Annotated in this window: 11 protein-coding genes and 1 pseudogene; 3 read left to right on the plus strand and 9 right to left on the minus strand. The window is 42.5% G+C overall.

What is annotated here, in order from left to right; translation table 11 throughout:
- Positions 1-415 (plus strand): annotated as a pseudogene (locus tag WKF69_RS10090) (hypothetical protein); the annotation flags it as partial.
- A gap of 99 nt (positions 416-514) precedes the next feature.
- On the plus strand, positions 515-874 hold the full coding sequence (locus tag WKF69_RS10095; protein WP_340381579.1) for a four helix bundle protein: 360 nt from the start codon (positions 515-517) through the stop codon (positions 872-874).
- Positions 875-948: 74 nt separating this feature from the next.
- On the opposite strand, the gene WKF69_RS10100 is transcribed toward WKF69_RS10095, so the two are convergent.
- From WKF69_RS10100 to WKF69_RS10120, 5 genes are all read right to left on the minus strand, one after another.
- The gene (locus tag WKF69_RS10100) at positions 949-1,989 is read right to left on the minus strand and encodes an agmatine deiminase family protein (protein WP_340381580.1); all 1,041 of its coding nucleotides are present in this window, start codon (positions 1,987-1,989) and stop codon (positions 949-951) included.
- Positions 1,990-2,874 carry a carbon-nitrogen hydrolase gene (locus tag WKF69_RS10105; protein WP_340381581.1) on the minus strand — a complete coding sequence of 295 codons (885 nt, stop codon included), beginning with the start codon at positions 2,872-2,874 and terminating at the stop codon, positions 1,990-1,992. It lies immediately after the preceding gene.
- A 181-nt stretch (positions 2,875-3,055) separates the two neighbouring features.
- A complete protein-coding gene (locus WKF69_RS10110; protein ID WP_340381582.1) occupies positions 3,056-3,466 on the minus strand; it encodes a DUF1801 domain-containing protein in 411 nt (136 codons plus the stop codon).
- A 342-nt stretch (positions 3,467-3,808) separates the two neighbouring features.
- Positions 3,809-4,198, minus strand: coding sequence for a response regulator (locus WKF69_RS10115; protein ID WP_340381583.1), 390 nt, complete (start codon positions 4,196-4,198; stop codon positions 3,809-3,811).
- 92 nt (positions 4,199-4,290) lie between these two features.
- Positions 4,291-4,833 carry a hypothetical protein gene (locus WKF69_RS10120; RefSeq protein WP_340381584.1) on the minus strand — a complete coding sequence of 181 codons (543 nt, stop codon included), beginning with the start codon at positions 4,831-4,833 and terminating at the stop codon, positions 4,291-4,293.
- Between the two features lie 125 nt (positions 4,834-4,958).
- On the opposite strand from WKF69_RS10120, the gene WKF69_RS10125 reads away from it, so the two are divergent.
- On the plus strand, positions 4,959-5,837 hold the full coding sequence (locus tag WKF69_RS10125; protein ID WP_340381585.1) for an MBL fold metallo-hydrolase: 879 nt from the start codon (positions 4,959-4,961) through the stop codon (positions 5,835-5,837).
- A 3-nt stretch (positions 5,838-5,840) separates the two neighbouring features.
- Here WKF69_RS10125 and WKF69_RS10130 read toward each other — a convergent pair whose 3' ends face one another.
- The 4 genes from WKF69_RS10130 to WKF69_RS10145 all read right to left on the minus strand — a co-directional run.
- Positions 5,841-6,488, minus strand: coding sequence for a response regulator transcription factor (locus WKF69_RS10130; RefSeq protein WP_340381586.1), 648 nt, complete (start codon positions 6,486-6,488; stop codon positions 5,841-5,843).
- Between the two features lie 149 nt (positions 6,489-6,637).
- Positions 6,638-6,889: a hypothetical protein gene (locus WKF69_RS10135; protein ID WP_340381587.1), complete on the minus strand. Its 252-nt coding sequence runs from the start codon at positions 6,887-6,889 to the stop codon at positions 6,638-6,640.
- Positions 6,890-6,899: 10 nt separating this feature from the next.
- Positions 6,900-7,298, minus strand: coding sequence for a hypothetical protein (locus tag WKF69_RS10140; protein ID WP_340381588.1), 399 nt, complete (start codon positions 7,296-7,298; stop codon positions 6,900-6,902).
- A gap of 484 nt (positions 7,299-7,782) precedes the next feature.
- A partial coding sequence (locus WKF69_RS10145) for an FAD-dependent oxidoreductase (RefSeq protein ID WP_340381589.1) occupies positions 7,783-8,756 on the minus strand: 974 nt, incomplete at its 5' end.

Genomic DNA, 8,756 nt, shown 5'->3' on the forward strand with positions numbered 1-8,756 from the left:
CGCCGGTCTTTCCAACTTGATTAAACAGGATATAAAGAACTGGAGCAATGGCGTTTGGCAGGGTGAATTAGCCCATGAAATTGACAGCATTGCTGGCCTTACAGCCATTGATGGGGCTACTGTTATTACCGATAAGCACGAGGTTCTTGCCTTTGGTGCAAAAATTGGCCGGACAGAGTTGAGCCCGAGAGTTGAGCGTATGCTTGTTACAGAACCAATAATTGGTGGTGATGGTGTAATTGTAAATCCTGCAATGACCGGAGGGACACGACATATGTCTGCGGCACAGTTTGTCCACGATCAAAAGGATGCGATAGCACTGGTAGCCTCTCAGGATGGTATTTTTACGATCTTCACATGGTCACCTTGCCAGGATATCGTACATGCGCACAGGATTGATAGTTTGTTGCTGTAGTATTAAGAAGCAAGTATCAAGAATCAAGATACCGTGCCGTTAAATAAGTGTAAGGGTGCCTTTTGTTGAATATAATAGGTGTATTGAGAACTTTGTGAGATGCATAATTTTAAGAATCTCACCGTGTGGCAGAGGTCGATTGATCTTACTACAGAAATCTATTTAATTACAAAGAACTTTCCTGCTGATGAAAAATACGGCCTGACAAGCCAGATAAGGAGAGCGGCAGTATCGGTGCCTTCAAACATTGCCGAGGGTGCTGGCAGAAAATCAAACAAGGAGTTCAGACATTTCTTGTCGGTTAGTACCGGATCAGCTTTCGAAGTGGAGTCGCAACTTATTGTTGCTCATCGTTTAAACTTTATCGATGAGATACTTATGAACCAAATCATGTTAAAAATAATTGAAATACAGAAGATGCTTTACGCCCTGGAAAAATCGGTCGGCATTCTCAATTAAATACAAGGTTTCCATACTGAAAGATATTTCATGCAGCCCACATCTTCTTGATACTTGATACTTGATACCTGATACTATAAAGGTATCTGTTGGCTCAAGCAATGTAGCGTTCCAAACCCCCAGATTAAGTCGATGGCATTTATTGGAATTATCTCCCGGTCAGGGAAGCAATCTGCGATAATATTTAATGCATGGCGATCATTAGGATCGTTGAAAGTTGGCACCAAAACACAATTATTCAGGATCAGGAAGTTAGCGTAACTGGCAGGGAGGCTTAGGTTTTCAAATTCCAGTTTTTGTGGCATAGGCAGCGTAACGATGTTTGGCTTACTTCCACTTTCAAGCCGGGCATTCTGCAATCTTAAAAGGTTGTCCTGTAGAGGCGCATAGTTAGGAGATTTAGGATCAGATTCAACCACGGTAATAATAGTATCTCCATTGACAAATCTGCAGAGGTCATCAATATGCCCATGGGTGTCATCCCCCTCAATGCCATCGCCGAGCCAGATCACATTTGTAATCCCAAGATATTCTTTAAATACAGCTTCGTAATCGGCTTTAGTAAACCCGGGATTGCGTACCTGGATACTTGGGTGCATAAGGCACTCTTCCGATGTTAGTAAGGTTCCCTTACCGTTCACATCGATTGCACCGCCTTCCAATATAACCGGCTTTCCTTTATAAGTTACCTGGGTTAAAGGTGTTTTCAAAAAGGAGGCAACTTTCTCAGGGACATGCTTGTCGAGCTGGTAATTTTTATACTTAGCCCAGCCGTTGAAGTTGAAGTTAAGAGCTTCGCGTTTTGTGCCGTTATGAACTATAACAGGTCCTGAATCACGCATCCAGCTTCTGTTGGTCCGGTGAACAATGAATGAAACTTTTTTAAGGTCTACGTGCGCGGTTTTTAACATGTCCCCCACTGAATCCTGTTGTTTTTTATCGGCGATGATTAAGAACACCTGCTCAAACAGGGAAATCTTTTTGATGAATTCAACGAAATCCCATTTAATGGCTTCATATTTTCCTGGCCAGTCTTTACCGCTATGCGGAAAGCAAAGTAATATACCCTGCTGCTTTTCCCACTCGGCAGGAAACCTTCTGTTAACGACACTCATTTAACGTGCCCTTTTAGTGATATCCTCGTAAGAATCAATGCGGCGATCCCTAAAGAACGGCCAGTTCTGACGAACATTTTCCTGAAGGTCAAGATCTACTTCAGCGATCAGGATCTCTTCTTTATCTTCGGATGCCTGGGCAAGTATTTCGCCTTGCGGCCCGCATATAAATGAAGAACCCCAGAATTGGATACCATCTGTTCCAGGAACGTACTGCTCGAGTCCGATACGGTTCGCGGCAGCGACGTAAATCCCATTAGCAACGGCGTGACCTTTCATCACTGTCATCCATGCATTCTGCTGTTTTTCGCCATGTTCATCTTTTTCTTTAGGATGCCAGCCAATTGCAGTAGGATAGAATATAACCTCTGCACCTTGCATAGCAGTTAGACGTGCCGCTTCCGGATACCACTGATCCCAGCAAATAAGCGTGCCGATCTTGCCTTTATTGGTAGGGAAGGTTTTAAAACCGATATCTCCCGGAGTAAAATAAAACTTCTCGTAAAAATGAGGATCGTCTGGTATATGCATCTTACGGTATAAGCCGGCTTCGGTGCCATCGGTATTAATTATGTATGCGCTGTTATGATAAATTCCCGCCATTCTTTTCTCAAAGAAAGGAACGATAATAACTACGCCAAGGTCTTTTGCCAGCGCGCTGAAGGCAGTGAAAGATGTGCTGTATAAAGGTTCTGCCAAGGCAAATGCATCGGTATTTTCGTCCTGACAGAAATAGTGCCCGCTGTAAAGCTCGGGAATGCAAATAACTTCAGCCCCTTGCTCCGAAGCATCATTCACCCATTTCAGGCATTTTTTTAGATTATTCTCAGGAATGTCATTCAGGCTAACCTGGACAACTGCGATCTTATATTTTTTGTTGGGCATAATTGTGTATCTCAATAAAGAAATACAAAATTACTGAAAATATTGTTTGGTGTTTGGTGTTAGGTGACTTGCGAAGTTTACTAAGCGAGTGGAAGGAAACTTCGCCAGTCTTTTATTAAGTTTTCCGAGACTGACGAAGTCACGTGCATGGTGGAGATAGACTTCGAAAGTCAGTGCGGTGCTATTTCTCAACCTTATCCAACCAATCTTTAATCACCGCTCGAAGATTTTCCTCTTTTGCTTTTACATCATCGGCATCCATGAAATTCACGATCTTTCTCCCATCGGTAAATTTACCCTCAAGTAGTCCGCTTGGATCATCAATCTTAGCCCCTGTTGGAAACACCAGCATCAAACGCCCTTTGTGTAGGTTCGTAACAGCAATATCACGCCTGTACTCTTTGGGATCGAACGGTTTCATATCCCCGTTATAATAGAAGCTCGGGGAGTTCCACTTGATCTGTTCTGATATTTGCTTATCGGCTGTTAAAAAGATCTGCCGAATCAGCTCGACAGCTTCGGCAGCAGGTTGCTGAAGTTTTTGAATGTGTTCAGTTACCTGTTCTGAGTCGGAGAGTTTGGATTTTGCCATGATAATTAAAAGACCCCGCTAATATGGGAATGTTCAATTGCATTTACAGCGTTTAGGCGCGTTAGGGATCGGAATGAAAATACTTTTTCTGCTTCAGCAGAAAAAGATTGCAGTGGAGAGCCCGGCGCCGCCCAACGGCGCAACGCCCAATTCAGTTCACTAACCTTTCACCAGCAATGAAAAATCATTTGATTTATGTGACTAAACATACGTAATGGCTAACAATGCATCCTGACATCAAAAACTATTTACTGTCCACTTTTATCTTCATATAAAATCCATCTTGCCTATGTCAGAACAGGAATAAAATACTATAGTTAAGTGATTATGAAATCAGAGCTATTAATGCTCGCTTGAAGACTGTTTTACACTTTTTGCCAAGCAATCTTTGATAACAGCCATAAAATTGTCAAGTTCAAATGGCTTGCTTATGAAGGCATCACATTCATAAGTGCCAAGCGATTGAATAACTTTTGGGTAACCTGAGAAAATTATAACGGGAAGATGCGAGGTGCTGGGTTCAGATTTGATCATATGACACAACTCACCTCCATTGATCCCATAAAGCAAATAATCTATGAGAATAAGATCCGGGCTTTTGTCGTTGATCATTTGAAATATGTCTTCAACAATTGGGCTGGTTTCAACGGAATAATTTTCCATCGTAAGAGCCGTATTAACCGCTTCGAGAATATCCTGGTCGTTGTCGATCACAAGGATGCGTTGTTGCATAAATAGTGTTTTTAAAGCTTAACAACGTCATCGATGATTTGTTAGCAAAACAGTGAAAAAGATATCAGTTGTGACAGATCTGAGTCTTTAATCTATTTGAAGGTGATGCCCAGACCGATACGAAATGAACCCAGATTAAAACCTTCCTGAACAAATGTGGAAGGATAGTCAATTTCCTGATAATTATAACCTGTTTGCACGCCGAGGTTTAGCCCATCGTTGACAGCCACAGAATAGGAGAGCCCGGCCCCCGCTGTAAGTCCGCGGTTAAGATTGTCGAAAAGTTTAATGGAATAACCTCCGTAGGCGTCCAATTTGAAGCCGGTGAGTTCCGGATTGAAATAATATGCCGCGTTTAATGTGATCGGCAGGGTGTTAAAAGTTGCTCCGGTACTCCTTTTGTAGTTATCCGTACCAAGCGCAAAACCTAAGCCGTAGTTTTTACTGATGATCCGCGTTATTCCGGTTCTTGTCCGGAAACCATTAAACTCCGCATTACTGCCGAATGTGTTGCTCAGATGGATCAGTCCTCCTACTTCTGTATAATTGACGATTTTTCGGCCCTGGGAATAGGAATTAGATACACCAAAGAACAATAGGATTATAACCGAATATTTAAAAGAAGATGAGCTCATGTTGAAAGAAATAGGTAAATTAAACATTGATAATTGCGAATATAAGTACTGATAGCTAAATTATTTAGTAGTTTTTCTATAATTTTATAGCTCAATAATATACGAAATTTGTCCGCTTACAGTTCATGGCATTACACATCACCTCATTAAATTCCGGCAGCAATGGAAATTGCTATTATCTGGCCAATGAAGAAGATGCTATTCTTGTAGATGTCGGACTAAATTGTCGTGAAACGGAGAAGAGAATGGCCAGGCTTGGGCTTTCCATGAACAAGGTTCGGGCTATTTTCATTTCTCACGAACATTCAGATCATATTAGCGGACTGCCGGTCATCGCCCGAAAATATCAGCTGCCTGTTTATATTACGCCCGGAACCTTATCAGGAGGCCGGCTTACGCTTCAGGAGGAACTTGTGAGGACGTTCAACGCCCATGAGTGCATTCACATAGGCGAGCTGGTAATTACTGCTTTTCCCAAACTGCATGATGCTTCTGAACCGCATAGCTTTATTGTAAGCTGCCGGGAAGTAACCGTAGGTGTGTTCACAGATATTGGTTTCCCATGCGAAAACCTCGTAAAGTATTTTAAAAAATGTCATGCTGCTTTTCTTGAAGCGAATTATGACGAGCAAATGCTCGACAATGGCAGATATCCGTATTTTCTTAAAAAACGGATTCGTGGAGGTCACGGACACTTGTCAAATAAACAGGCATTTGAACTGTTCACTTCCTGTAAGCCTCCTTACATGAGCCACTTGCTGTTGTCCCATCTCTCAAGAGATAATAACTCGCCGGATCTGGTACTCGAATTATTCAAACGGAGGGCTGGGGAAACGGAAATTGTTGTAGCGTCAAGGGATAGGGAGACGAAGATTTACTACATCGAATCGGTTGAAAGCGGAAAACTGAAAGTGGAAGTTGAACGGAAACCTACAACCGACCTGGCAATCCCCGCTATGAATGTTCCGGTTCTTGAGCATGTTCAATACTCGCTTTTTCAGTAAGGATCAGACGTTAACCAGGCCGTTTTTTATCGCGTAAAGCATAACACCCGGCCTTGATGGAAGAGCAAGCTTACGGAATACTGCGGCCCTATGTTTTTCCAGCGTGTTCACACTAATGTTCATCTCAGAAGCAATAGCAGAGTAGCTCATAGGAGTACAGCACAACTTTAGAAACTCCAGCTCTTTTGACGAAAGTGGCGGTACAGAAATATTGCCCCGTTTCACCAAGCGCATAAATTTTTCGGTGACGATATTATTGAGATAGGAGCCGTGTAATGCGATCTCTCTAACTGCTGCTATAAGCTCCTCAGGATTCGCATTTTTTAACAGGTAACCTCCCGAGCCTGATTGAAGCATCCTTGTGATCGTATCGTCCTCATCCAGCATACTTAAGGCCAGGATTCCAATTCCCGGATAATGCTTTGTCAGCCAGCGTGTGCTTTCATAGCCATCCATCTGTGGCATGTTGACGTCCATAAGAATAACAGCAGGGGTAATGTCAGATTTCTCAAGTTTAGCCTGCATCTCAACTCCGTTATCGGCTTCGAACGCTACCTCAATATCCTCCTGATTCGAAAGAAGTTCAGATATACCAGCCCTGAACAGACGATGGTCGTCTATGATGGCAATAATAATTTTAGAGTTGTTCAATCCGGTAGTAAATTGACCGGAATATACTAATAAGTTGAAAGTTGAAAGTGGAAAGTTGAAAGTTGCGCAACGATGTGCTTAGTGTAGTACTATTTGCAAGTCTACATTCCAAAGGGCTGTATGGATGATTGCTTATCTAGCACCTCATCTTACGTCGCTTTCCCCTTATGTTCCCAATGATCTTTGATCACTTTCCCTGCACTATCGGTTTTCAGACGCCTCGAAAATCTGTCGCCTTTGATCCTCCCGTCAAGTTCTTTTTTACCAAGGAATAAGAGAATAGGTCTGCCCAGCTCATCAGTTTTGAATGTCATGTGGTACTTTTTGAAAGGCTTCTCGATCAATGAATCCGGTTCATAAATTTTATTGAGTACTTTCAGGACAGGCTCTTTTAACTCCATAGGGGCAACTTTAAACCTTTTTATTTCTTCCCGACATCATCCAGGTTGAATTGAAGTGTTCGTCGTCATGATCGGGCTTAAGTTCATCCGGGTATGGATTCAATTTATCCTCGTCTGCATTTTCAATATACATATGCGTATTCGAAGCTGTTTTTTCGTGATCCACTTCACCAGGAGCAGGATTTATGCCGTTATCATCTGAACGCTGATCATCTCCGTCCACGCCCTCTTCTCTGTACTCTCTTTCTTCGGTCTCCGGGGAGTCCTTATCGGGATCAAAATCAGATACACCTGCGCCCGTAATACTACCCATACTAATATCGTTGCCAATATCCAACTCGTCGTCCTGGCGCTCAGTGCCTGAAGATTTTCTTGGGTCCTTATCAGGTTTTTTATTTTTATCGTTCATAATACCTCCGTCTTTACCTGTATAACAAAGCGAAGTCGAAGTGGTTTTAGTTAAACGACCTGTATGTGAGTTATTTGTACGTGTTTATGGGGCAGAACCAAGAATCAAGAGCCACTAGTGTCCGGGGAAAGTTTATCCTATTTTTTTTACCGGACAGCCGTATTATAAATGGGTCCAATATTTGAAAGTTTAAGAATTATTTCGATGAATATTGAAGCTACAAAGGGTCTAACAGGATAAAATCGACTACTTAAGTGATTTTTTACCGGACAGCCGAAAAACATTGGGAAATTTTAAACTTTGTGAAACACGGGGGCTTGCTTCAAGAAACGTTAACCAAAACACTATTACAGCACTGAAAAGACTGTTTTAATTGACTTTTAGATTTTAACCGGACACTAGTGAATCAAGAGCCATGAACCAAGACATTCAATAGCCGGCCATTGTCCTGATTCTTGATTCTTGGCTCCTGGTTCAATTGTAGCTACTCTAACTCAATCTTCCCCAGATCCCTCTCCGCCGGTCCGTTCAGAACCTTTCCCTCAATGTCATACCTCGCTCCGTGACAAGGGCAATCCCAGCTTTTTTCTTCCGCATTCCAGTTTACAATACAAGCGGCATGGGTACAGACCGGATTTAACGCGTGGATATCTCCCTTCTCGTCGCGGTAAGCAGCTATTTTTCTGTTGTCAAACTTCACAACTTTGCCGGTGCCTGGTTTAAGCCGTTTTAATGAATCGGTTTCATGGACTGAGAGCCGGTCGGCGATAAAGTGATACACCACATCCGCGTTTTCCTTTACAAATTCAGTAAAGCCATCTACAGGTTTGATGCGGGTTGTACTAAAGAGATCAGCATAAGGGTGTTCTTTTCCCATGATAGTTTCGGCCAGGATCTGTGCTGAAATACTACCCAGCATCATTCCATTACCATTATAGCCTGTTGCACAGTAAATCCTATCAGCATAGAATGGAATCTGTCCAACATATGGAAGCCCGTCAACCGGGATATAATATTGTGACGACCATTTATATTTCACCGAGGAAACATTGAAATATTTGCGGATGTATTTCTCCAGATCGTCAAACGCCTTTTCGGGATCGTCGTGGCCAGTCTTATGATCATTCCCGCCAACCAGTAACAGCTCCTGCCCATCTATTTCGTGCGTCCTGATGTAGTGATAAGGGTCCTGCATGTCGTAGATAAGGCCCTTTGGATATGCCCCGCTTTTCAACTTTATTGCAATAACATAACTACGATAGGGTGCGCAACGGAAACTGAATACATTAATTCCCGGCGGAGTATGAGTAGCATATACTATATGTTTCCCTTTAAAGACTTGTTCTCCGGATTTCGCTGTATGAATACCATCTTCCGTGTCGATACCTTCAATTTTAATATTCTCGATTATGACACCTCCTGCTTTGACATAAGCCTGCAGCAGACCCTGGAGATATT

The organism is Daejeonella sp., from assembly GCF_037719425.1.
Lineage (GTDB): Bacteria > Bacteroidota > Bacteroidia > Sphingobacteriales > Sphingobacteriaceae > Daejeonella.